We start from the raw sequence: 23391 nt of genomic DNA on the forward strand, positions 1-23391 counted from the left end.
TCGTCCTGCCTATAGCTGCTTCGGGGCCAACATCAGATCGACCCAGTTCTCTGCAGGCGCCAGTTTGTCAGTTCCACCAGCGAACGTGCCAGTTCCGCCGGCAGGGTCGACGAACTTGCCGTTCTGGTCGTAGGTCGCCATCGCGGGTCCCGCGGCCTGCGGCGTGGGTCCACCCGGCTGCGGTACCGCCTCGGCGGGCAGCAGCGGGCCAGAGGGGGCAGCGGGAGCCCCGGGAGCGGGTGGTGCTGCCGGTGCGGGAGCAGCCGGAGCGGGTGGCCCGGGTGGGGTACGGCCGTACGGCGGCACCACTTGATCCGGCGGCGCGAAGTACGGCCACGGCGGAGGAGGTGTTCCCGGCTCGTTCGGCGGCACCGGAAGCGGGAACGGTGCGTGCGGGGCAGGCCCGGGTCCAGGCACCGCGCCCGGGGGCAGCTGCACCACGGGCGGGCCGGGATCCGGGTCCACCTGCGGCGGGATGAAGGGGAACTTGTTGGGCGGCAGGATGTTGCGCCCATCCTCGATCGGTGTGCCCAGCGGGACCGGCGGCCCGCGCCACGGGTTCGTGCCGATCGGCACGTAACCCTTGGGGTCGCGGCACAGCTGGATCGTCGGGGCGCGCTTGCCCGGGAACTCCTGGCATGGATAGTTGCGCGCACCGCGCACCACCGAGGGATCGTTCTGCGGGGTCTTGCAGTACAGATCGGTCGGCAACTCGCGCAGCGTCGTGTCCGCGGGCGAGCGGATGGTCGTCGGCGGCAGGAAGCCGACCGAGCAGGTCGGCGGATCGTTGAGATGGACCTTGAAGTCGAGCTTGCCGCCCTCGTCGGCGGGCACGCCGCCGGCGACGGTGTTCAGGCCGGCCATCAGGGCGGGGAAGATCACAAGGGCCTGCTCGATCGACTTGTGATAGATCGCCCCGATCCGGCCCAGGTTGGCCAGATTCGCCGCGAGCATGGGGAAATTGGGGCGGATGCCCTCGAAGGTCTCGTTCGCGACGCCTGCGGCGCCCGGGGCGGTCTGCAGCAGCGTACGCAGCTGTGGGTCAGCGTTTGCGACCTCTCCGGTGAACCGGGCCAGCCCGTCGGCCAGAGACCGGATGTTGTCGCCGCTGGCTATCTGTGCGTCCAGGAACGGGCCGGCCTGGTCGATCAATTGGGTGGTCTGCCCGTAGTTGGCGTTGGCCTCGTCGACGAGAAGCCGCGCGGACTGGATCAGTCGGGCGAGCTCCGGCCCGGATCCGTTGAATGCCTTGAACGTTTCCCGCAGCAGGTCCTTGATCCGGCTGTTGCCGACGCTGCTGACCAGGGAGTCCGCCTGCTGGAGCAATCCGGCGATGTCCTGCCCGATCGCGGTGCGGCTCACCGGGATGTCCGCGCCGTTGCGCAGCTTGTCACCGGCGGGATCCTCAGGCGGCACCAGATCGACGTACTGTTCGCCGACGGCCGAGACGCTCTTGACGGTCGCGGTCACGTTGGCGGGCACCGGCGTTCCACTGTCGAGCCTCATGTGTGCGACGACGCCGTTGTCGGACAGGCCGATCGACTCCACCTGACCCACCGTGACACCGCGGTAGGTGACGTTGGCGTTCTGGTAGAGGCCGCCGCCCGCGGTGAAGTTGGCCGTCACCTGGTAGGAGTTCAACCCGATCGCCTCGGGCACCCGCAGATAGAAGATCGAGATCGCGCCGACGGTCAACACGGTCACGACCGCGAAGATCGACAGTTGGATCTTGGAGAGCCTGTCCAGCATCTACGGTGTCCCCTCGTGCTGGGTGGCCGTTCCCGGCGCGATCTTGAAGGGGTCGGCGGCCTGACCCGAAAGGTTGGCCAACTCGCCGGTCAGGAAGTCCGGGGGGTTGACGACCTCGTTGAGCCGCTTCATGTTCGGGTCGAGTCCGAGCGAGGTGGTGAACACCGTCTCACCCAGGCGACGCAGGGTCAGGTCGAACGTGACGAACACGTTGAGGTAGTCGCCGCGGACGGCCTTGCGCAGATACTGATAGTGGAACGGGAACGTCGGAAGAAGCTCCAGGCTCTTGATGAGGTCGTCGGCGTTGTCGTTGAGCGACTTGACCACCGGGAACAGATCTTTCAGATCGGCGGCCAGGTCGACTTTGGTCTCGGCGAGAACCTTCGACCCCACCACGGCCAGTCGGCGCAGGGCGGTGAAGGTGTCGACGATGGTGGCCCGGTTGCGGTCCAGCACATCGAGTGCCGCGGGCAGCGTGTCCAGGGTGCGGCCCAGGCTGTCCTTGCTGCGCGCGAGGATGCCGGCGAAGCGGTCCAGTCCCTCGGCGGCAGAGATGATGTCATCGGTCTGCCGGTCCAGCGAGGACGTCAGCTCCGCCAGTCGCGGGATCAGATCGGTGAAGGTGCCTTGCCTGCCGACGACTGCGTTGTAGAACTCCTCGGTGATGTCCTGCAGCGCACCGAGATTGCCCTTGTTGACCACGACGCCGAGCGACGACAGCACCTCTTCGGTGGTCGGATAGCGACCGGTGCGGTCCAGCGGGATGTTCGAGCCGTTCTCCAACCGGCCGATCGGCTTCTCGGGGGGATCTGCCAACTCGACGTGCTGGGAGCCCAGCAGCGAGGTCTGCGCGACCTTCGCGATCGCGTTGGCGGGCAGATTGACGTCCTTTTCCAGCGACAGCTTCACCGCCGCGTAGAACGTCCCGTCGGGGCGCTGAACGGCATCGATGCCCGACACACTCCCCACGGTCACGTCGTTGACCATCACCGGTGAGTTCTGCGGCAGCGTCGCCACATCCGGCAACTCGACGGTGACGGTGTAGGAACCCTCGCCGTGACCCGCGGTGCCGGGCATGTCCAGCGAGTTCAACCCACCGAACTCGCACCCGGACACCAACACCGTCAGGGTACCCAGCGCCAACACGGGACGGATGGCCTTGCGGATCATCAGTTCCCCCCCGTGGGAGCGGGTACGGGGCCCGGCGCGGGACCAGAACCCTGCGACGGCGCGGGACCGGGTGCCTGGCCCGAACCCTGGGTCGGCGCGGTCGGCGCGAACAGCGCAGCCAGATCCGCTCCACCGGGGGCGATCTGCGGCGGCGTCGTCCCCGGGGCGTTCTGCCACTGCAGGTACGGCACCGGAGTCTGGGCCTTGGCTTCCGTCTCCGGGGTGTCGTACTGGATCTGCCCCTTGTAGGCGGTGATGCTGTTGATCGGGTGGAACAGCAGCGGCGGGAAGTTCATCGCGATGCGCTTGAACACCGGACCCATTCGCTGGCGGCAGATCTCCGCGCGCTTGTAGTTGTCCGGGTTGGCGCCGATGTCGAAGGTGCCGCCGCAGATGAACTGCACCGGATTGGCGAAGTTCGGCAGCGTCAGCAGACCGCCGACGGTGCCCTGCGCCGGGTTGTAGATGTTGTAGAAGTTGGCCAGCCCGTTGGGCGTGATGTGCAGGATCTGCTCGATGTCGTCGCTGTGTTCGGTCAGCAGGTTGGTGAAGTCCGTCAGCTTGGCCACCTGGTCGATCAGTGCTTTGTTGTTCTCTCCCAGAAGGCCTTTGACGTCCGACAGCGCCTGGTTCAACGTGCCCAGCGTGTTGTCCAGATCGGCGGAGCTGTCGGCGAGTACCTGCGACACCGACGCGACGTGGTCGGTGAACTGCACGATCTGCTGGTTGCTGTTGGACAGCGCGTTGACGAGTACCTGCAGGTTGCGGATGGTGCCGAACAGGTCGGTTCGGGAGTCGCCGAGGCGCCCCGCGGTCTGGGACAGCTCGCGGATCGCCGACCGGAACGAATCCCCGTTGCCGTCAAGGGTGTCGGCAGCCTGGTCGACGAACGCCTTCAGTGGTCCCTGCACCGAGTTCTGTTGCGGCCCCAACTGACTACTCAATTGCGTGAGTTGCTCTTTGACCTCGTCCCACTCCACCGGGACGGCGGTTCGATCGAGACCGATCTCGGCACCGTCGGCCATCACCGGGCCTCCGGTGTAGGCGGGCGCCAACTGGACGAATCGGGCCGCGACCAGGTTGGGCGAGATGATCAGCGCCTGCGCGTCAGCCGGGATCTTGACCCCGTCGTCGATGGATATCGTGATCTTGACGTCCTTGGCGCGCGGTTCGATCGAGTCGATGCGCCCCACCGGGACACCGATGACACGCACCTCGTCGCCGGAGTACAGGCCGACCGCCGACGGGAAGTAGGCGACCAGCTTGTTGCCACCACGCGACGGCCACACCAGATACACCGCCGACACCAGCGCGACGACGAGCACGGCCGCCAGTGCGATACGCAGCACGCGGCCCTTCGAGGAGGACGAATCTGGTTGCGTCATGGCGATTTCGGCCTGATGATCAGCCGCTCGGAGATGAATCCGCGCAGGTAGTCGGCAAGGCTGTCGGGCAGTTTGCCCGGCTGGAAGTAGGTGTCGAGCAGGACTTCGGACAGCGTGGCGGGCGGCAGACCGTAGAGGTTGATCTGGAATCCGGGGCCGGAGCCGACCACTTCACCGAGTGCGGTCGCATAGGGCGGCAGCCGCTTGAGCGCCTCACCGATGTGCTCGCGCCGTTCCAGCAAATTGTCCATCACCAGGTTCAGCTGCTTCAGTACCGGGCCGAACTCCCGCTTGTTGTCGGCCACGAAACCCGAGAGCTGTTGTGAGACATCGTCGATCCCACCGATGAGATTGCTGAGCGCCTGGCGGCGCTCGTCGAGAGCGGCGAACAGCATGTTCCCGTCGATGATGAGCTGATTGACCTGGCCGGACCGCTGCGCCAGCGTGTCGGTGACCCGCTTGGCGTGGGTGAGCAGCTGCTCGAGGGCCTCGTCGCGCTTATTCAGGCTCCGCGACAAGTTCGTGACACCGTCGAGGGCACCGCGCAGCTGCGGCTTGGCATCGCGTAGCGAGTCGGTCAGCGTCTGCAGCGCCTGTTCGAACCGCGGCTTGTCCAGCTCGCTGGCGTTCTGCCCCAGATCCTGCAGCGCCGTGTTGAGCGTGTAAGGAGTCGTGGTGCGGCCCACCGGGATCGACGTCACCGAACCGCCGCCCTTCGGCGTCACGGCCAACGACTTCTCGCCCAGCACGGTGTCGGTCTTGATCGCCACCAGCGACTGGTCGCCGACCCGGATCTTACGGTCGACAGTGAATGTCACCTTCGCGGTGTCGCCGGCCAGCGCCACATTCTTGACCTTGCCGACGTTGATCCCCGAGACATTGACGTCGTTACCCGGGGAGATGCCGCCGGCGTCGGTGAAGAACGCCTCGTACGGCTTGCCCTGCGGCATGAACGGGAGGTTGCTGTAGCCGAACGACACGAGGACCAGGCAGGTCACCAGCACGATGCCGAAGATGCCGGTGCGCAAGGGGTTTCCACCGTCAGGTCTAGCCATTCTCAGAGCACCTCCCCTTGGACGGATCCGGTGGGCCACCGAACGGGATCAGGATGTCGCTACCGGCGGGCCCGTTGATCTTCATGCGGATCGAGCAGTAGTAGATGTTGAAGAACGAGCCGTAGGCGCCGAGTGCGTTGAGCCGCAGGTAGTTCTCCGCGAGCGGCTCGATGACCTTGTTGATGTCGCCCTTGCGCTCGTCCATCCGCTGCGCCAGGGGCCGCACGTTCTCCAGCACACCCTGCAGCGGTCGGCGGCTCTTCTCCAGTGTCTCGGTCAGATCGTTGGTGGCCGAGGCGAGCGGGCCGATGGCGCCGGCGATCGGATCACGGCCCTGGGCCAGCCCGGTCAACACCTTCTGCAGTTTGTCGACGGTCGCGTCGAACTCGGCACCCTTCTCGTCGACCGTGCCGAGCACCGTGTTCAGGTGGGTGATCAGGTCTCCGATCAACTGATCACGCGCAGCTAGATCCTGGGTGAACGCGCTGGTAGAGGACAGCATCTGCGAGAGAGCGCCGCCCTGGCCCTGCAGCAACTCGATGATCGCGTTGCTGACCTCGTTGATCTTCTGGCCGTCAAGGCCTTTGAAGACCGGCTTCAGTCCGCCGAGCAACGCATCCAGATCGAGGGCGGGAGCGGTGTTGGTGATGGTGCCACCGGGCGGGAGCTTCACCAGGTCCCCTGGGCCCGAGGCGATCTCGAGGTACCGGTCGCCCACCAGGTTTTCGTAGCGGACCAGCGCCTTGCTGGAGGTGTAGAGCTGATAGCGCTCGTTGAGGCTGAACGCGACGTCAACCGTGTTGTCGTCGTTGAGCTTGATGTCCTTGACCGCCCCGACGGGCACACCGGCGATGCGCACGTCCTGACCGGCCTTGAGCCGCGAGGCGTCGGTGAACGTCGCGTGATAGTCCTTGTCCGAACCGAAGCGGAACTCGCCGAACACCACGATCAGCATGCCGGCGACGAGCAGCATCACGACGGTGAAGACACCGACGTTGATCATGGTGCGGTCCTGCGCACCGAGTCTGCGCGCCACTAGAAGTCATCCCGCTCGGCGAAGGCCCCGTTGAACAGGAACTGCAGCGTCGAGGGTGCGTCGAACTGCAGCTCGGTGTTCGGCTGGTAGGGCACGTAGGCGTTGTCGGTCACGAGGAACGGTGAGTGATACCACGATCCGCCGAACTGCTTGCTCGGAGCGTCCGGCAAGCCGCGGCAGTTCGGACCGCCGGAGGCGTTGACGAGGGGCAGGCTCTCCGGATAGGTGTAGGCCGGCGAGCCGGGGATGAAGTTCGACGCCACGAACAGGCCCGGCCGGATACCGCCGATGATCGGCGCGAACCGGTCGATGCCGATCGAGATGCCCTTGAGCAGGCAGCCGAACTCCGGCGAGTAGTCGCCGAGCACCTTCAGCGGCGCCCGCAACCGCTGGACGGCGGCGATGAAATTGTCTGCCGCCGGTTCGAGGGTGTCGGCGGCGTTGTTGCCCAACCCGGTGGCCGCCAGCAGCGTCGCGTTCAAGTTGTCCTGCTCGTCGACCACCGTCTTGCTGACCGTCGGCGCGTTGTCGAGAATCGTCGCCAGATCCGGTGCAGCATCACCGTAGATGTTGGTGACGATCGCCGCCTTGCGGAAGTCGTCCTGCAGGGTCGGCAACTTCGGATTCAGCTGCTGCAGATAGTAATTGAGACCCGACAGACCGGCGCCGAGGTCGTCACCGTGCCCGCGCAGACCCTCGGCCAGCGCCGACAGCGTCGCGTTCAGATTGACCGGATCGATCTTGCCGAGCACGTCGGTCAACGTCTGGAACAGCGTGTTGACCTCGAGCTGAACGTCTTTGGCCTGCACTTGGGTACCCGGCCGCAGCGACGTCGAGTCCGGATTCTCGGGGGTCAGGAACTCCACCGACTTGGCACCGAAGATCGTGTTGCCGGCGATGCGGACCGGTGCATTGCTCGGGATGTAGCGCATGTCGTCGCTGCGGATGGCCAGCGTCAACTTGGCGTCCTGACCCGCGTAGTCGATCGATTCGACCTCGCCGACCTGGATGCCGCGGTACTTCACCTTCGCCTTGGTCTCCATCACCAGCCCGGCCCGTGGCGAGAGGACCGTCACCTTGTCGGTGGAGGTGAAGGCCGCGGTGTAGGACAGGTACGTGAACACCACGGCGGCGAGCACCACCACAGCGAGAATCGCCGCAGCGATCCTCACGTGGGTGCGCTTTGCGTCACCGTTGGCCATTGAGCTGTCGTCCTATCCGGAGAGGTTGAAGTTGCCCGAGGCGCCGTAGACCGCCAGGGAGATGAACAGAACGATCGTCACCACGACGATCAGCGAGGTCCGCACGGCTTGGCCCACCGCGATGCCCACGCCGACCGGGCCTCCGGAGGCGTTGAAACCGTAGTAGGTGTGCACCAGCATCACCGCCACCGACATCACGATGGCCTGCAGGAAAGACCACAGCAGATCGCTGGGGACCAGAAAAGTGTTGAAGTAGTGGTCGTACAAACCGGCGGACTGACCGTTGATGTAGACGGTGGTGAAGCGGGCGGCGAAGAACGCTGCGAGCACCGAGAGTGCGTAGAGCGGAACGATCGCGATCAGCCCGGCGATCAATCGGGTCGACACCAGATACGACACCGCATGCACGGCCATCGATTCCACGGCGTCGATCTCCTCGGCGACGCGCATCGCGCCGAGCTGGGCCGTGGCGCCCGCGCCGATGGTCGCCGCGAGCGCGATGCCCGCGATCACCGGCGCCACGATGCGCACGTTGAGGAAGGCCGACAGGAAGCCGGTGAGTGCCTCGATGCCGATGTTGCCCAGCGATGAGTAGCCCTGCACGGCGATGACGCCGCCAGAGGCCAGGGTCATGAACGCCGCGACGCCGACCGTTCCGCCGATCATCACGAGAGCGCCGGTGCCCATGGTCATCTCGGCGATGAGCCGGATCGTTTCCTTGCGGTATCTCGTGACCGCGTTGGGGATGTAGCGGACCGACTCGCCGTAGAACAACGCCTGCTCGCCCACGGTGTCGACGGCGCGCGGCACGACGCGGAACGCGCGCCGGAACCGGAGGGTGAGGTCATAGCTCATCAGAACGGTCTCTTCTTCGCGTGAACGCTCATCGGAGTCTTCTGCTCTTCGCGTAAACGCTCATCGCGCCAGCACCCTGACCCCGACCGCCGTCATGATCACGTTGATCACGAACAGACAGATGAACGCGTAGACCACGGTCTCGTTGACCGCGTTGCCAACGCCCTTGGGGCCGCCCTTGACCGTGAGGCCGCGGTAGCACCCCACCAGACCGGCGACGACACCGAACAGCAGAGCTTTGATCTCGGCCAGCACCAGCTCCCCGAGCCCGGTCAACACCGTCAGCCCGTTGATGAAGGCACCGGGGTTGACGCCCTGCAGGAACACCGAGAACACGTAACCGCCGGCCAGACCGATCAGACAGACCAGGCCGTTGAGAAGCAGCGCCACGAACGTCGACGCCAGCACGCGGGGCACCACCAACCGCTGGATGGGGTCGATGCCCAGCACGCGCATGGCGTCGATCTCTTCGCGGATCGTGCGGGCCCCCAGGTCGGCACAGATGGCGGTCGCGCCGGCTCCGGCGACGACGAGCACCGTCACCACCGGCCCCAGCTGCGTGATGGTGCCGAACGCGGTGCCTGCGCCGGAGAGATCCGCGGCACCGATCTCGCGCAGCAGGATGTTCAGTGTGAAGGCCACCAGAACGGTGAACGGGATCGCCACCAGCAGGGTGGGGACCAGGGAGACGCGCGCGATCATCCACGTCTGATCGAGGAATTCGCGGAACTGGAACGGTCGGCGGAAGGACTTGGCGAAAGTGTCCAAGGACATCTCGACGAACCCGCCCACGGCCCGCGCGGGCGCCGCAAGCTGTTCGATCAACCTGTGCTCCGATCTCGGTCCGAAGGTGTCGACACGTACGCCTGGCGAACTCTTACCGGGAAGCTGCCTGCGTGGGGTTCCCACCCCTGCACCCAGCGCTGTCTCCCGTGAGCCGGATCATACTAACTAGAACACGTTCGCAGTGTCAAAGAACGCTAATCGGCTGCATATTGTTATGTTCGCGCTGTTCAAGACCGGTGTGACGTAGGTCATTCTAGAACACGTTCTACCTGCGGAGTGGCTGTGACAACAGAGACTGTCAGTCTCGGTCCCCAAGCCCCATCGTTGCGGAGAAGCCCTTCTCCGGATCACGATCAGCAAAGTATTCCTGCAAGCTCGCTGACAACGCGGACGGGTCCCACTCGTCGCCGTCGGCACTGAACTGCTTTTCGGCCGTCGGCGCCGCCAGGAGCGTCACCGTCGGACCATAGACGATGAACAGCTGTCCGTTGACGGCTTCGGCGGCAGGAGATGCGAGGAACCGCACGAGGTTCACGACGTGCTCGGGCGACAGGTGGTCCACCGCGCCGTCGGGCAACTCCGGTGCGTCACCGAAGACACCGGCCGTCATCGCCGTCCTGGCCCGCGGAGCGATCGCATTGGCCCGGACGCCGAAGCGCCCCAGCGCGCGCGCCGCCGACAGCGTCAGCGCCGTGATGCCCGCCTTCGCCGCGCCGTAATTGGGTTGACCGACGGGGCCCGACAGGCCGGCCTCCGACGAGGTGTTGATGATCCGGCCATAGACGGTGCCGTTCTTGTCGCCGTCCCCGGCCTGTTTGGCCTTCGACCGCCAGTAGGTGGCGGCGTTGCGCGTCAACAGGAAGTGCCCCCGCAGATGCACGTTGATGACCGCGTCCCACTCCTCGTCGGTCATGTTGAACAGGATGCGGTCGCGGGTGATACCGGCGTTGTTGACCACGATGGCCAGACCGCCGAGACCGTCGGCGGTCTCGACGAGCTCGTCGGCGGTGGAGCGCTCGCTGATGTCGCCGGCGACTGCTACTCCCTTGGCACCGACCTCGGCGATCTCGTCGAGAACATCGGAGCGGTCCAGCGCGGGCGCGATGTCATTGACCACCACCGTGGCCCCTGCCCGGGCGAGCCCGACGGCCTCGGCCCGGCCCAGCCCGGCGGCTGCCCCGGTGACGACCGCGACGCGTCCGGACAGATCGATGTCGGCTGCAGAAGATGTCACTTATGAATACCTCTAGTCGTGCCGGATGAGGGCGGCGCGGGGGCACTCGACGATGGCCTGATCGGCCACCGCCTCCTCGCCTTCGGGGACGGGGTCGGCCTTGACCACCGCGTAGTCCTCGTCATCGAGGTCGAACAGGTCGGGCGCTATTCCGACGCACACGGCGTTGCCCTCGCAACGGTCGCGATCCACTTCCACTCGCATGACTTCCTCCTGACGGTCTAGGGCTGTAGGCCGGTTCGCAGAGCACCCAGTGTGGCACCAGCCTGGACCCCAAGACTAGAACGTGTTACAACCGGGGAAGACCTGAGGTATCCAGACGGGCGTCCGGGACGGCACCGGGTACAGGCTCGCAGACTAGTGAGGATCGCGATGCGGATCGGCTACACCCCCGAGCAAGAGGAGCTGCGGCGCGAGCTGCGCGCGTACTTCTCGAAGCTGATGACCCCTGAGCGTGCCGAGGCACTGTCGAGCAACGACGGCGAGATGGGACGCGGGAACGTGTACCGCGAGACCGTCGCCCAGATGGGCAAGGACGGCTGGCTGACGTTGTCGTGGCCGACGGAGTACGGCGGTCAGGCGCGGCCCCCAATGGACGGCCTGATCTTCAACGACGAGGCCGCCATCGCCAACGTGCCGGTGCCGTTCCTGACGATCAACAGCGTGGCGCCGACGATCATGGGATTCGGCAGCGACGAGCAGAAGAAGTTCTTCCTGCCCAAGATCGCCGCGGGTGAACTGCACTTCTCGATCGGCTACTCCGAACCCGGCGCTGGCACCGACCTGGCCTCCCTGCGCACGACCGCGGTGCGCGACGGTGACGAGTACGTGATCAACGGGCAGAAGATGTGGACGTCGCTGATCGCGTACGCCGACTATGTGTGGCTGGCCGCGCGCACCAATCCCGACGCCAAGAAGCACCGCGGTATCTCGATGCTGATCGTGCCGACGACGGCCGACGGTTTCTCCTGGACGCCGGTGCACACCGTCGCGGGCGTGGACACCAGCGCGACCTACTACCAGGATGTCCGCGTCCCGGTCAGCAGCCTCGTCGGTGAGGAGAACGCCGGTTGGAAGTTGGTGACCAACCAGCTGAACCATGAGCGGGTGGCGCTCGTCTCCGCGCAGCCGATCTTCGTCGCCCTCGGCGCGGTGCGCGAGTGGGCCCAGAACACCAAGGACGTGCACGGCAGCCGGCTCATCGACGCGCAATGGGTGCAGCTCAACCTCGCGCGGGTGCACGCCAAGGCCGAGGTGCTCAAGCTGATCAACTGGGAGCTCGCATCCACTGAGGACGCGGCGCCCTCCCCCGCCGACGCGTCGGCGGCCAAGGTGTACGGCACCGAGCTGGCCACCGAGGCCTACCGGCTGCTGATGGAGGTGATGGGCACCGCGGCGACTCTGCGTGCCGATTCCCCGGGCGCCCTGTTGCGCGGCCGGATCGAGCGGATGCACCGGTCCTGCCTGATCCTCACCTTCGGGGGTGGCACCAACGAGATTCAGCGAGACATCATCGGCATGGTGGCGCTCGGGCTGCCCCGCGTGAACCGATAAAGGAGACCTTGGACATGGATTTCTCGACGACTGAGGCCAGCGACGATCTCGGCGGCCTGGTTCGCACGATCACCGAGTCGGTGTGCACGCCCGAGCATCAGCGCGAGCTGGACGGGTTGGGGCCGCAGCAGGGCGGTCGGTTCGACGATGCCCTGTGGCGCAAACTGATCGACGCCGACATCCTGTCGACCACTGCACCGGAAGCGGTGGGCGGCGGCGGTTTCGGCGTGCTTGAGGAGGTGGCGGTACTCGTAGCGCTCGGACGCCAGCTCGCGGCCGTGCCGTACCTGGAGTCCGTTGTGCTGGGCGCGGGCGCCCTGACCAGATTCGGTTCCGACGCCGTCGCTCAGGAGTGGGCGGCGCCGGCCGTGCGCGGCGAGAAGATCCTCACGATCGCGCTCGACGGCGAGATGGGTGAGGGTCCGGTCCGGGCGCGCGCCGACGGTTCCACCGTCACGCTCACCGGAGCCCGAACGCTGGTGCCCTTCGGCCCGAAGGCCGACGCCTTCCTGGTGCCGGCCGAAACCGATTCCGGCATCGGCGTTTTCCTGGTCGCCGCGAGTGACAGCGGGTTGACCGTCACCGCACTGGACACCACGGGACACGGCAGTGTCGGAGCGCTCGATCTGCACGAGGTCACGGTGCCTGCGGATCGCCGCGTCGGCGGACCTGAGGTCGTGGACTGGCTCGTCAACCGCGGCGGTCTCGGCCGCAGCGCCTACCAGCTCGGCGTCGTGGAACGTGCGCTGGAGATGACCGCCGCCTACGCCCGGGAACGCGAGCAGTTCGACCGACCCATCGGCAGCTTCCAGGCGGTCTCGGCCCGGTTGGCCGACGGCTACATCGACATCAAGGGGCTGCGGCTCACCGTCACCCAGGCCGCATGGCGGGTGTCGGAAGATCTGCCCGCCGACATCGACGTGGCCAGTGCGGCGTTCTGGGCCGCCGAGGCGGGGCATCGGTTGGCCCACACCGCCGTTCACGTCCACGGCGGTGTCGGGATCGACACCGATCACCCGATCCACCGCTATTTCCTGGCCGCCAAGCAGACCGAATTCGCGATCGGCGGCGCGACCGGACAGTTACTGCGTATCGGCCGCGAACTGGCCGACACGCCGGCCTGAGACGCGGTGGGCGCCCCCGTCGCATCCACCGTCGCCGCCCTGCTCGCGCCGTTGGCCGACGTCCAGGACGGCGGCGTGCACGGCATCGATGGTTCCGGGCAGGTCTCGTTCGTCTCCTGGCGTGATCACCTTCGCGATGCCGCGGCCCTGGCTGCTGCGCTGCGCGCGCGCCTGGACCCGGATCGACCACCGCACATCGGAGTCCTCGCGGGGAACACACCGTTCTTCTCGCGGATGCTCGTCGCCGCGGCGATGTCGGGCATCGTCCCTGTCGGGTTGAACCCGACCCGACGCGGGGCGGCGCTTCAGCGCGACGTCGACCACGCCGACTGCCAGCTGGTACTGGCCGACCGCGACAGTGCCGTGCCGGGTATCGCGTCGATCGACGTCGAATCCTGTTCCTTCACTGCCGAACTGGACAGGCACGCCGGAGCCGATGTCCGGTTCCGCGACGCCGCCCCCGACGACCTGTTCATGCTGATCTTCACCTCGGGTACCAGCGGGGATCCGAAAGCGGTGCGCTGCACACACGAAAAGGTCGCCCTCCCAGGACTGATGCTCGCCCAGCGATTCGGTCTGGGCCCGTCGGACACCTGCTATCTGTCGATGCCGCTGTTCCACTCCAACGCGATCATGGCCGGCTGGGCGCCCGCCGTTGCCGGCGGAGCCTCGATTGCGTTGCGGCGCAAGTTCTCCGCCTCACAGTTCCTCTCCGATGTCCGCCGAGTCGGCGCGACCTACGCCAACTACGTCGGCAAGCCGCTGTCCTACATCCTCGCCACACCCGAACGCAGCGACGACGCCGACAACCCGTTGCGAGTGGCCTACGGCAACGAAGGTGCGCCGCGGGATCTGAGCCGCTTCGCGCAGCGATTCGCCGTCGAGGTCGTCGACGGGTTCGGCTCGAGCGAGGGCGGCGTCTCGATCGCGCGCACCCCAGACACCCCTGAGGGCGCGTTGGGGCCTCTCGTCGGCGGGGTGACCATCGTCGACGTCGACACCGGGCTCGACTGCCCGCCCGGGGTGATCGGTGAGCTGGTCAACACCGAAGGGCCCGGTCAGTTCCGCGGCTACTACAACGATCCAGAGGCCGACGCCGATCGGTTGCGGGGCGGCGTCTACCACAGCGGCGACCTCGCCTACCGAGACGACCGCGGGTTCGCGTATTTCGCAGGCCGATTGGGCGATTGGTTGCGGGTCGACGGGGAGAACCTCGGTACCGCCCCGATCGAACGCATCCTGATGCGCTACCCGGGCGTGACCGAAGCCGTCGTCTACGCCATTCCCGACGATTCCGTCGGTGACCGGGTGATGGCAGCGCTGGTGCTGCCCGATCCTGCAGCGTTCCGACCGCAAGACTTCACCGAATTCCTCTGCGCCCAGGACGATTTGGGACCCAAACAATGGCCGGTATACGTGCGGGTGGCCGCCGTCTTGCCGCGCACCGAGACGTTCAAGGTGATCAAACGGCAGCTGTCGGCCGAGGGTACCGACTGCGCCGATGCCGTGTTCGAGATCGTCCGGCCATGACCGGGCACGCCGACATCGCATCGATGCTGCTGGCACGATCAGGTGACACCCATCCCGGGTTGCGCACCCGAGAGCACACCTGGACCTGGGACGAGGTGGTGACGTGTTCGGCGGCCCGCGCAGCGCTGGTGAGTGCCCAGCGGTCCCGAATGACCGACGGCACACCGTGTCACATCGGGGTGCTGTTGGACAATGTGCCCGAATTCGTGTTCTGGCTCGGTGGTGCGGCGTTGGCCGGTGCGACCGTCGTCGGCCTCAATCCGACCCGCGGCGCGCAGGATCTGGCGGCAGACATCCGGCATGCCGACTGCGCGATGATCGTGACCGACACCGCGGGCGCGGACCGGCTGCACACCCTCGATCACGGCGTCGACGCCGAACGGATCTGGTGCGTCGATGACGAGCGATACCGGCACCTCGTCGACGAACACCGCGGCGCTGCCCACATGGCTGCCGCCGGTGTCGACGCGACGACACTCCTGCTGCTGTTGTTCACCTCCGGCACCACCGGCACGTCGAAGGCGGTGCGGTGCACGCAGGGTCGACTGGCCCGCATCGCGTACTCGGCAACGGAGAAGTTCGGCCACCACCGTGGCGATGTGGACTACTGCTGCATGCCGTTGTTCCACGGCAACGCGCTGATGGCGCTGTGGGCGCCGGCCCTGGCCAACGGCGCCACGGTCTGCCTCACCCCCGCGTTCTCCGCGTCGGGCTTTCTGCCCGATGTGCGCTTCTTCGGCGCCACGTTCTTCACCTACGTCGGCAAGGCGCTCGCCTACCTGCTGGCCACCCCCGAGCTGCCCGACGACGCCGACAACTCGCTGCAGCGGGGCTTCGGCACCGAGGCCTCACCGGAGGATCAGAAGGAATTCCGCCGCCGCTTCGGAGCGGAGCTGTTCGAGGGTTACGGGTCCAGCGAAGGCGGCGCGGTCGCCGCTCCCGATCCCACCGCGCCGCCGGGCTCCTTGGGCCGGCCTGCGCACTCCGACGTCGTCGTCATCGATCCCCAGACGTTACGGCCCTGTCCGGCAGCGGTACTCGACGACGCGCGCCGTGTCCTCAACGCCGGTGAGGCGGTCGGCGAGATCGTCGACCGACGCGGCGCCCGTGACTTCGAGGGTTACTACCGCAACGACGCGGCCGAGGCCGAGCGCACCCGCAACGGGTGGTACTGGTCGGGCGACCTCGGTTATGTGGACACCGACGGGTTCCTGTACTTCGCGGGTCGGCGCGGTGACAGGATTCGCGTCGACGGCGAGAACATCTCGGCGCTGGCCATCGAACGGGTTCTACGCCGGCACCCAGACGTGATCGCGGCGGCGGTGTACGGCGTGCCTGATCCACGCTCCGGAGACCAGGTGATGGCAGCGGTGGAGGTGGCCGATCCGCAGACATTCGACATCGAGGATTTTGCGCAGTTCCTCGGCGAGCACGAGGATCTGGGCGCCAAAGGCGTGCCTCGGTTGCTGCGAGTGTCGGCTGATCTCCCGGTGACAGGGTCGAACAAGGTGCTCAAGCGGGACCTGCAGGCGCAGCGATGGCACACCGATGAATCGGTGTACTCCTGGGCCGGACGAGGCCTGCCGGAGTATCACCTGATGACCGTCGCCGATCGAAACGCGCTCGATGCCGAGTTCGCCGCCCACGGAAGGGAACGCCATGTCTGACGGGAACTGGGACTCTGAGATCGACGTCATCGTCGCCGGGTCGGGCGCCGGCGGCGTCACAGGCGCCTACACCGCCGCCCGCGAAGGCCTCGACGTGCTGCTCGTGGAGGCCTCCGACAAATTCGGCGGCACCACGGCGTACTCGGGCGGCGGCGGAATGTGGTTCCCGTGCAACCCCGTTCTGCAGCGCGCCGGTTTCGGCGACGCACCGGATGACACGATCGACGATGCGCTCGAGTACTACAACGCCGTCGTCGGCGAGCGCACCCCGGCCACCCTGCGCGAGACCTACGTGCGCAGTGGCGCCCCGCTGATCGCCTACCTCGAAGCCGACGATCAGCTGAAGTTCTCGCTGCTGCCCTGGCCGGACTACTTCGGCCACGCACCGAAGGCACGCGCCGACGGCATGCGGCACATCGCTGCCAAGCCACTGAAAGTCGCTGCCGCACCTGATCTTCGCGAGTTGATCCGCGGGCCCCTCGACACCGACCGGCTCGGACATCCGCAGCCCGACGATTACTTCGTGGGTGGACGGGCTTTGATCGCCCGGTTCCTGATCGCGCTGCGTCGCTACCCCCACGCGCAGACCCGGCTGGGCACCGCGCTCACCGACCTCGTCGTCGAGGGCGATGCCGTTGTCGGCGCGATCGTGACCGACGCCAATGGAAGCCGCAGGATCCGCGCACGGCGGGGAGTGCTGCTGGCAGCCGGCGGATTCGAACACAACGACGCGATGCGGGAGCGCTACGGTGTGCCGGGCCGATCACGCGACACGATGGGGCCGCCGTCGAACCTCGGCCTGGCCCACCTGGCCGGTATGGCCGCCGGGGCCGACGTCGACCTGATGGATCAGGCGTGGTGGTCGCCAGGCCTGATGCATCCCGACGGAACAGCAGCATTCGCACTGTGGTTCACCGGCGGCATCTTCGTCGACGATCAGGGGAGGCGGTTCGTCAACGAGTCCGCCGCGTACGACCGGCTGGGCCGGGCAGTGCTCGACGCGATGGCCGACGGGTCGGTGACACTGCCCTACTGGATGGTCTACGACGATCGCGAGGGAGCCGCGCCGCCGGTCAAGGCGCCCAACGTGTCGATGGTGGAGACGCAGCGCTACGTGGACGCCGGATTGTGGCGCAGCGCCGGCACTCTCGAGGAGCTGGCGGATGCCATCGGCGTCCCCTCGGACTCTCTCGTCGCCACGGTGCGACGCTTCAACGAGTTCGCCCGCCGCGGGGTGGACGAGGATTTCGGTCGGGGCGACGAACCGTACGACCGGGCCTTCTCCGGCGGCGCGTCCCCGCTGCACACCATCGATCAGCCGCCGTTTCACGCCGCGGCCTTCGGTGTCTCCGATCTGGGTACCAAGGGCGGGTTGCGGACCGATGCGGCCGCCCGGGTGCTCGACACCGCCGGCGCGGTGATCCCCGGCCTGTACGCGGCGGGCAACACCATGGCCGCTCCCAGCGGAACCGCCTATCCCGGCGGCGGCAACCCCATCGGCACGTCCATGGTGTTCAGCCACCTCGCCGTGCGGGACATGACAGGAGACAGGACATGAACCAGCTGATCCGCGAGATCGACACCGGCACAACGCCCAAGCGCTTCGCCCGGGGCTGGCACTGCCTCGGCCTCGCCCAGGACTTCCGGGACGGAAAGCCGCACGGCATCAATGCGTTCGGCTCGCTGCTGGTGGTGTTCGCCGATTCCGCCGGCGACCTCAAGGTCCTCGACGGCTACTGCAGACACATGGGCGGCAACCTCGCCCAGGGCACCGTCAAGGGTGACGACATCGCGTGCCCGTTCCACGATTGGCGCTGGCGCGGCGACGGTCGATGCTCGCTGGTGCCCTACGCCAAGCGAACACCTCGGATGGCGCGCACCCGCGCATGGCTCACCACCGAGGTTAACGGGCAGCTGCTGGTGTGGCACGACCCGGAGGGCTCGACGCCCGATGCAGCCCTGACTCCGCCGACTATCGAGGGTTACGACGAGGGCCGCTGGTCGCCGTGGCAGTGGAGTTCGGTGCTGATCGAGGGATCGCACTGCCGCGAGATCGTCGACAACAACGTCGACATGGCGCACTTCTTCTATATCCACCACGCCTACCCGACGTACTTCAAGAACGTCATCGAGGGCCACACCGCCAGCCAGTACATGGAGTCCAAGCCCCGGCCCGACTACGTGGCCGACCCGGAAAAGCTCTGGGAGGGAACCTATCTGCGGTCCGAAGCCACGTACTTCGGGCCCGCGTACATGATCAACTGGCTGCACAACGACCTCGCGCCCGGTTTCACCGTCGAGGTGGCGCTGATCAACTGCCACTATCCGGTGACCCACGACTCCTTCATGCTGCAGTGGGGTGTGGCGGTGGCGGCGATGCCCGGCCTGCCCGCGGACAAGGCCGTCAAGCTGGCCGGAGGGATGAATCGCAGTTTCGGAGAAGGCTTCGGTGAAGACGTGGAGATCTGGAAGAACAAGTCCCGCATCGACAATCCGCTGCTGACCGAGGAAGACGGGCCGGTGTATCAGCACCGGCGCTGGTACGAGCAGTTCTACGTTGATGCCGCCGAGGTCACCCCCGACATGACCGACCGCTTCGAGCAGGAGGTCGACACCACCCACGCCTACGATCTGTGGCAGCAGGAGGTCGAGCAGAACCTGCGCGAATCGACGCAGTCGGGCTAACCCAGCAGGGACGGCACCAGCGCGTCGATCAGATGGGGGCCCGGCTCGGCGAACGCGTGGGCCAGCGCGGCGGCGAGTTCCTCGGCGGTACTCACTCGCCGGCCCGGCACCCCGAGACCCTCGGCGATCTGTACGAAATCGATTGCTGGCGAACCCAAGTCGAGGAGCTTGCGAGCCTTGGGGCCAGGGTCGGTGCCACTGGTCGCACCGACCCTCTGCAGCTCGATGCGCAGGATGTCGTAGGCACCGTTGTCGAAGATCACCGTCGTCACGTCGAGGTTCTCGCGGGCGTGCGTCCACAGCGCCGAGATCGTGTACATCGCTGAACCGTCGGCTTGCAGGGCGAGGACGGGGCGGTGCGGTGCGGCGATCGCTGCGCCGATCGCCGCGGGCAGACCGTAACCGATGGCACCGCCGGTCAGCGTCAGGACGTCGTGGGCGGGCGCGCCGGCGGTGGCCGCGGCGATGCCCACGCCCGCGGTGTTCGACTCATCGACCAGGATCGCGTCGTCGGGCAGCAGAGCGCCGATCACAGCGGCCGCCGAGAACGCGGTGAGCTCCCCGCTGGGCACCTGGGGGCGCGCCGCGGACGCCGTTGACGCCGTCGTGCCGGGCGCCACGGCGTCGGCGAGACGTTCGAGGGCCTCTGCAGCTCCCCGGTGCGAGGCCAGCACGTGCACCGCGCAGCCGTCCGGTACCAGGTCGCTGGGCTTGTCCGGGTAGGCGAAGAACGACACCGGCGACGGCGCCCCGGCCAGGATCAGGTGCCGCGCGCCAGCCAGTTGTTCGGCGGCGGCTTCGGCGAGGTAGGCGAGCCGCTCGACAGCCGGCACGCCCGCGCCTCGCTGCAGCCGGGCGGGAAACGTCTCGCTCAGCACGGTCGCTCCGGTGGCCTCACCGATGCGCACCGCGGCCGCGAGCCCCGGTCCGTGGGTGGCGTCGCCGCCGATGAGGAGCACGGTGCGTTCCCCCGACCGCAGCGCCGCCTCCGCCCCGTCGAGAGTGCCGGTGTCGCCGTGTTCGAGCTCGACAGTCACGGTCGCATCACGTTCAGCGGCGGCCCCGTCGCTCCACGACACATCGGCGGGCAGGATCAGCGTCGATACCGCGCCACGCCGGGCAGCGTCGAGAGCAGCCACCGCGTCGGCGGCGACGTCGTCGGGACGCATCGTCCGGCGCACCCAGCCCGAGACAGTTCCGGCGACCGCGTCGATGTCGGAATCCAAAGGGGCGTCGTACTTCTTGTGGTACGTGGCGTGGTCGCCGACCACCACGACCATCGGGGTGTGCGCTCGGCGCGCGTTGTGCAGGTTGGCCAGGCCGTTGCCCAGCCCCGGCCCCAGATGCAGGAGCACCGCGGCGGGCGTGCCGGCGATGCGCGCATAGCCGTCGGCGGCTCCGGTGGCGACACCCTCGAACAGCGTCAGCACTGCCCGCATGCCCTCGACAGTGTCGAGCGCGGCGACGAAGTGCATCTCGGATGTCCCGGGGTTGGCGAAGCAAATGTCCACGCCGGCATCGACGAGCGTGGTGAGCAGGGAATGCGCGCCGTTCACTCCTGCTTTATACGCCCGCTCAGCCCTCGCGGATGCCGTCGAGGCGTTTCGTCGCCTCGCCGAAGCCGCTGACCAGTTCGGCGATGATGTCGGCGACAGGCCGGATCTCGTTCATGCGGCCGACGATCTGGCCGACGGGCATCGCGACCGCCGAGGGATCAGAAGACTCGCTCATCCGCTGATGAGCCTCGCTGACGAGGATGTTCTGCAGCGGCATCGGCAGCGGCTCTGGTGCACCGTCGGCGTCCCAGGCGTCGGTCCAGCGGCTCTTGAGCAGGCGTGCCGGCTTGCCTGTGTAGATGCGGCGGCGCACGGTGTCGGCAGACGTGGCGTTCAGCATCGCTTCCTGGATCACCGATCGGCCCGAATCGAGGCGCACGCCGAGGTCGTATTCGGCCGAGGTGAGGAACGCCGAGCCCATCCAGACTCCCTGCGCGCCAAGGGCCAACGCCGCCGCGACCTGCCGTCCCGTCCCGATGCCGCCGGCCGCCAACACCGGGGTCTGGCCGTCGAGAGCATCGACGATCTCCGGCCAGAGCACCATCGACCCGATTTCCCCGGTGTGCCCCCCGGCCTCATGACCCTGGGCGACCACGATGTCGACGCCGTTCTCCGCATGCCGGAGAGCGTGTTTGGCGGAGCCTGCGAGCGCCGCGATCGGCACGCCGGCCTCGTGCACCTGGTCGATGACATCCTTGGGCGGGGAGCCCAGCGCGTTGGCGATCAGCTTGATCGGGTGCTTGAGCGCGACCTCGACGTGGCTGCGGGCCACTGAATGCAGCCACCCCAGAACACCTTCGGAGCGTTCCTCGTCGGCGGGCAGAGGCGGCACACCGAGATCGGCGAGCGTCTTGTCGACGAACTCGCGGTGCTGGGCGGGGATGAGCTTGTTGATGTCGACCGAGGTTCCCTCGGTCGGCACCTTGGCGGGCATGACGATGTCGACGCCGTAGGGCTTGCCGTCGGTGTTGGCGTCCATCCACTGCAGGACGTTCTCCAGATCCTCGGCGTCGTTGAACCGCACGCAGCCGAGTACGCCGAGGCCGCCGGCCTTTGTGACCGCCGCGGCGACCTTCTCCGACGGGGTGAATACGAAGATCGGGTACTCGATGCCGAAGCGATCGCAGAGTTCGGTTCTCATGTCTATTTCACCGCCGCATGCTTTTCGTGGACCTCGTCGGCCGGGCGCGCCTCGGTCACGTCCTTGGCCCATCGATAGTCGGGTTTTCCTGCAGGCGAACGCTTCACCTCGTCGACCAGCCACAGGCTGCGCGGCACCTTGTACCCGGCGATCTCGCTGCGCACGAATGCATCGAGATCGGCAAGCGTCGGCCTGCTGCCCTCGCGGGGATGCACGACAGCGGCCACGTGCTGTCCGAACCGGGGATCGGGCACGCCGACGACCAGCGCGTCGAACACGTCGGGATGGCCCTTGAGCGCGGCCTCCACCTCTTCGGGGTAGATCTTCTCGCCGCCGCTGTTGATCGACACCGAGCCGCGGCCCAGCATCGTCACGGTGCCGTCGGCCTCCACCTCGGCGTAGTCGCCCGGAATCGCGTACCGCACACCGTGATACGTGCGGAATGTCTCAGCCGTCTTCTTCTCGTCCTTGAAGTATCCGACCGGGATGTGACCGCACTTGGCGATGATGCCGCGCTTGCCCGAACCCGGCTCGATCTCGTTGCCGTCCTCGTCGAGCACCTTGGTGTTCTTGTCGATCGTCACGCGCGGACCGCCGGTGTGCGACTGCCCCTTGGCCACCACGCTGGTACCGCCGAAACCCGTCTCCGACGAGCCGATCGAGTCGGTGATGATGCGGTTGGGCAGCAGCTCGAGGAACTTCTCCTTCAGGCTGGTCGAGAACAACGCGGCTGTGCTGGCGAGCAGGAACAGCGAGTCGAGGTCGTAGGTGTTGCCTGCATCCTGATGGGCAAGCAGGGCGTCGAGCAGGGGGCGAGCCATCGCGTCACCGGTGAAGAACAACAGGTTCACCTTGTGCTCGTGGATGGTGCGCCACACCGCGTCGGCGTCGAATTCCGGGACCAGCACGGTCGTCTGGCCCGAGAACAACGCCATCCAGGTGGCGGACTGCGTGGCGCCGTGGATCATCGGCGGGATCGGGTAGCGCACCATCGGGGGGTTCGCCGCCGCCTGCTGGGCCAGGCCGTACTCGTCGGCGATCGGCTCACCGGTGGCGAAGTCCGTGCCGCCGAACAGAACCCGGTAGATGTCCTCGTGGCGCCACATCACGCCCTTGGGGAATCCCGTCGTGCCGCCGGTGTAGAGGAGGTAGATGTCGTCCTCGCTGCGGGTTCCGAAGTCCCGCTCCGGCGAACCCTGCGCCAGCGCCGAGTAGAACTCGACCCCACCGTAGCGGCCGAAGTCGTCGTCGGTGCCGTCCTCGACGACCAGGATGGTCCGCACGTTGGGCGTCTCGGGCAGCACGTTGGCGACCCGGTCGGAGTACCGCCGCTCGTGGATGAGCGCGACCATGTCGGAGTTGTCGAACAGGTACTTCAGCTCGCCCTCGACATATCGGAAGTTGACGTTCACCAGGATCGCGCCGGCCTTGACGATTCCGAGCATGCCGATGACGATCTCGATGCGGTTGCGGCAGTACAGTCCGACCTTGTCGTCCTTCTTGACGCCTTGGTCGAGCAGGTAGTGCGCGAGCCGGTTGGCTTTCTTCTCGAGCTCGGCGTAGGTCAGCGTCAGGTCGCCCGAGATCAGGGCGACGCGGTCAGGCACGGCGTCGATGGCGTGCTCGGCGAGATCGGCGATGTTCAGGGCCACGCTTCTAAAC

General features: G+C 67.1%; 19 protein-coding genes. 6 read left to right on the forward strand and 13 right to left on the reverse strand.

Translation table 11 applies throughout. The features are described from left to right. Positions 1 to 9 precede the first annotated feature (9 nt). The 10 genes from ACZY1G_RS09095 to ACZY1G_RS09140 form a co-directional block, all read right to left on the reverse strand. Positions 10 to 1749: a virulence factor Mce family protein gene (locus tag ACZY1G_RS09095; RefSeq protein ID WP_463822179.1), complete on the reverse strand. Its 1740-nt coding sequence runs from the start codon at positions 1747 to 1749 to the stop codon at positions 10 to 12. Beyond that, on the reverse strand, positions 1750 to 2919 hold the full coding sequence (locus tag ACZY1G_RS09100) for an MCE family protein (protein ID WP_463814934.1): 1170 nt from the start codon (positions 2917 to 2919) through the stop codon (positions 1750 to 1752). Continuing rightward, positions 2919 to 4304, reverse strand: coding sequence for an MCE family protein (locus ACZY1G_RS09105; RefSeq protein WP_463814933.1), 1386 nt, complete (start codon positions 4302 to 4304; stop codon positions 2919 to 2921). The genes ACZY1G_RS09100 and ACZY1G_RS09105 overlap by 1 nt, the downstream gene beginning before the upstream one ends. Then, positions 4301 to 5359 carry an MCE family protein gene (locus ACZY1G_RS09110; protein ID WP_463814932.1) on the reverse strand — a complete coding sequence of 353 codons (1059 nt, stop codon included), beginning with the start codon at positions 5357 to 5359 and terminating at the stop codon, positions 4301 to 4303. Before ACZY1G_RS09110 ends, ACZY1G_RS09105 begins: the two co-directional genes overlap by 4 nt. Further along, positions 5352 to 6362 (reverse strand): MCE family protein, encoded by a 1011-nt coding sequence (locus tag ACZY1G_RS09115; protein ID WP_463815783.1) that lies wholly within the window; start codon positions 6360 to 6362, stop codon positions 5352 to 5354. Before ACZY1G_RS09115 ends, ACZY1G_RS09110 begins: the two co-directional genes overlap by 8 nt. A 32-nt stretch (positions 6363 to 6394) precedes the next feature. Further along, a complete protein-coding gene (locus ACZY1G_RS09120) occupies positions 6395 to 7597 on the reverse strand; it encodes an MCE family protein (RefSeq protein ID WP_463814931.1) in 1203 nt (400 codons plus the stop codon). A gap of 12 nt (positions 7598 to 7609) precedes the next feature. After that, entirely contained in the window at positions 7610 to 8452 is an 843-nt protein-coding gene (locus ACZY1G_RS09125) for an MlaE family ABC transporter permease (RefSeq protein ID WP_463822180.1), read from the reverse strand. A 60-nt stretch (positions 8453 to 8512) separates the two neighbouring features. Next, entirely contained in the window at positions 8513 to 9277 is a 765-nt protein-coding gene (locus tag ACZY1G_RS09130; protein WP_046365488.1) for an MlaE family ABC transporter permease, read from the reverse strand. A 259-nt stretch (positions 9278 to 9536) separates the two neighbouring features. After that, positions 9537 to 10472, reverse strand: coding sequence for a 3-oxoacyl-ACP reductase (locus ACZY1G_RS09135; protein ID WP_463822181.1), 936 nt, complete (start codon positions 10470 to 10472; stop codon positions 9537 to 9539). 12 nt (positions 10473 to 10484) lie between these two features. Further along, on the reverse strand, positions 10485 to 10676 hold the full coding sequence (locus tag ACZY1G_RS09140; RefSeq protein WP_463814927.1) for a ferredoxin: 192 nt from the start codon (positions 10674 to 10676) through the stop codon (positions 10485 to 10487). A 168-nt stretch (positions 10677 to 10844) separates the two neighbouring features. On the opposite strand from ACZY1G_RS09140, the gene ACZY1G_RS09145 reads away from it, so the two are divergent. Genes ACZY1G_RS09145 through ACZY1G_RS09170 form a run of 6 tightly spaced genes read left to right on the forward strand, consistent with a single transcriptional unit; the run spans position 10845 to position 19032 of the window. Next, positions 10845 to 12026: an acyl-CoA dehydrogenase family protein gene (locus ACZY1G_RS09145; protein WP_463822182.1), complete on the forward strand. Its 1182-nt coding sequence runs from the start codon at positions 10845 to 10847 to the stop codon at positions 12024 to 12026. A 14-nt stretch (positions 12027 to 12040) separates the two neighbouring features. Further along, complete coding sequence (locus ACZY1G_RS09150; protein ID WP_463822183.1) at positions 12041 to 13150, forward strand: acyl-CoA dehydrogenase family protein; 1110 nt, start codon at positions 12041 to 12043, stop codon at positions 13148 to 13150. A 6-nt stretch (positions 13151 to 13156) separates the two neighbouring features. Beyond that, positions 13157 to 14680, forward strand: coding sequence for a long-chain-fatty-acid--CoA ligase FadD17 (fadD17, locus tag ACZY1G_RS09155; protein WP_463822184.1), 1524 nt, complete (start codon positions 13157 to 13159; stop codon positions 14678 to 14680). Next, positions 14677 to 16347 (forward strand): steroid-22-oyl-CoA synthetase, encoded by a 1671-nt coding sequence (casI, locus tag ACZY1G_RS09160; RefSeq protein ID WP_463822185.1) that lies wholly within the window; start codon positions 14677 to 14679, stop codon positions 16345 to 16347. Before fadD17 ends, casI begins: the two co-directional genes overlap by 4 nt. Continuing rightward, positions 16340 to 17905, forward strand: coding sequence for an FAD-binding protein (locus ACZY1G_RS09165; protein ID WP_463814921.1), 1566 nt, complete (start codon positions 16340 to 16342; stop codon positions 17903 to 17905). Before casI ends, ACZY1G_RS09165 begins: the two co-directional genes overlap by 8 nt. After that, positions 17902 to 19032, forward strand: coding sequence for a Rieske 2Fe-2S domain-containing protein (locus tag ACZY1G_RS09170; RefSeq protein ID WP_463822186.1), 1131 nt, complete (start codon positions 17902 to 17904; stop codon positions 19030 to 19032). Before ACZY1G_RS09165 ends, ACZY1G_RS09170 begins: the two co-directional genes overlap by 4 nt. Here ACZY1G_RS09170 and ACZY1G_RS09175 read toward each other — a convergent pair. The 3 genes from ACZY1G_RS09175 to ACZY1G_RS09185 are packed head-to-tail and all read right to left on the reverse strand — an operon-like array spanning position 19029 to position 23381. Then, positions 19029 to 20588, reverse strand: coding sequence for an acetolactate synthase large subunit (locus ACZY1G_RS09175; RefSeq protein WP_463822187.1), 1560 nt, complete (start codon positions 20586 to 20588; stop codon positions 19029 to 19031). The genes ACZY1G_RS09170 and ACZY1G_RS09175 overlap by 4 nt on opposite strands. 19 nt (positions 20589 to 20607) lie before the next feature. Further along, the gene (locus ACZY1G_RS09180; protein WP_463822188.1) at positions 20608 to 21729 is read right to left on the reverse strand and encodes an NAD(P)H-dependent flavin oxidoreductase; all 1122 of its coding nucleotides are present in this window, start codon (positions 21727 to 21729) and stop codon (positions 20608 to 20610) included. A 2-nt stretch (positions 21730 to 21731) separates the two neighbouring features. Next, on the reverse strand, positions 21732 to 23381 hold the full coding sequence (locus ACZY1G_RS09185) for an acyl-CoA synthetase (RefSeq protein ID WP_463822189.1): 1650 nt from the start codon (positions 23379 to 23381) through the stop codon (positions 21732 to 21734). Between the last annotated feature and the right edge of the window lie 10 nt (positions 23382 to 23391).

Source organism: Mycobacterium sp. IDUB_5, assembly GCF_055419565.1.